Below are 526 nucleotides of genomic sequence, written 5' to 3' on the forward strand. Positions count from 1 at the left end.
ATAGATGACATGCATAAATACATGGACGTCTTGCCTGGAAGTTGTTTGAGGATCGGCAAGAGCTTCATTATTTGTTCGGAGATTGCAGCCGTCATGGACATGAACGGCATGAAGTGACCTCAATCATTATCGCTTGAAAGGAGGGAACAACTTGAGTAGACGAAGCAAGCGGAGAACAACGGATGCGGGGCAGCCGCAGTCAACTAAAAAGATGCCTGAACCAAAGCTACCACGCGGGCTGACAACGGACGCTTTTCAGAACGTTCTGGCACGTTTGGGGCATGGTACGCCTAACTTGTTAGAGGGCACTGAGTACCCGATGACGCGGATAACGCAGAACTACCAGCTTATGAACAGCTTATACCGCAGCCATTGGATCGTTCGACGTATCATCGACACCATACCGGAAGACATGACGCGTAACTGGATCACGATTACAACCCAGATGCCGCCAGACGAGATCCGTAAACTAGATAAACTATGGCGCGTCCGTAAGGTCAAACAGAAAATTCTGCAGGGGTTAAAG

At 49.2% G+C, this 526-nt stretch carries 1 protein-coding gene; it reads left to right on the forward strand.

Features of this window, described 5'->3' with window-relative positions; genetic code table 11:
* Positions 1-211: 211 nt before the first annotated feature.
* Positions 212-526 (forward strand): anti-CBASS protein Acb1 family protein (locus tag AB4Y77_RS22965; protein WP_442015462.1); only part of this gene is annotated, 315 nt, incomplete at its 3' end.

The organism is Paenarthrobacter sp. YAF11_1 (assembly GCF_052113445.1).
In the GTDB taxonomy this organism is placed as follows: domain Bacteria; phylum Actinomycetota; class Actinomycetes; order Actinomycetales; family Micrococcaceae; genus Arthrobacter.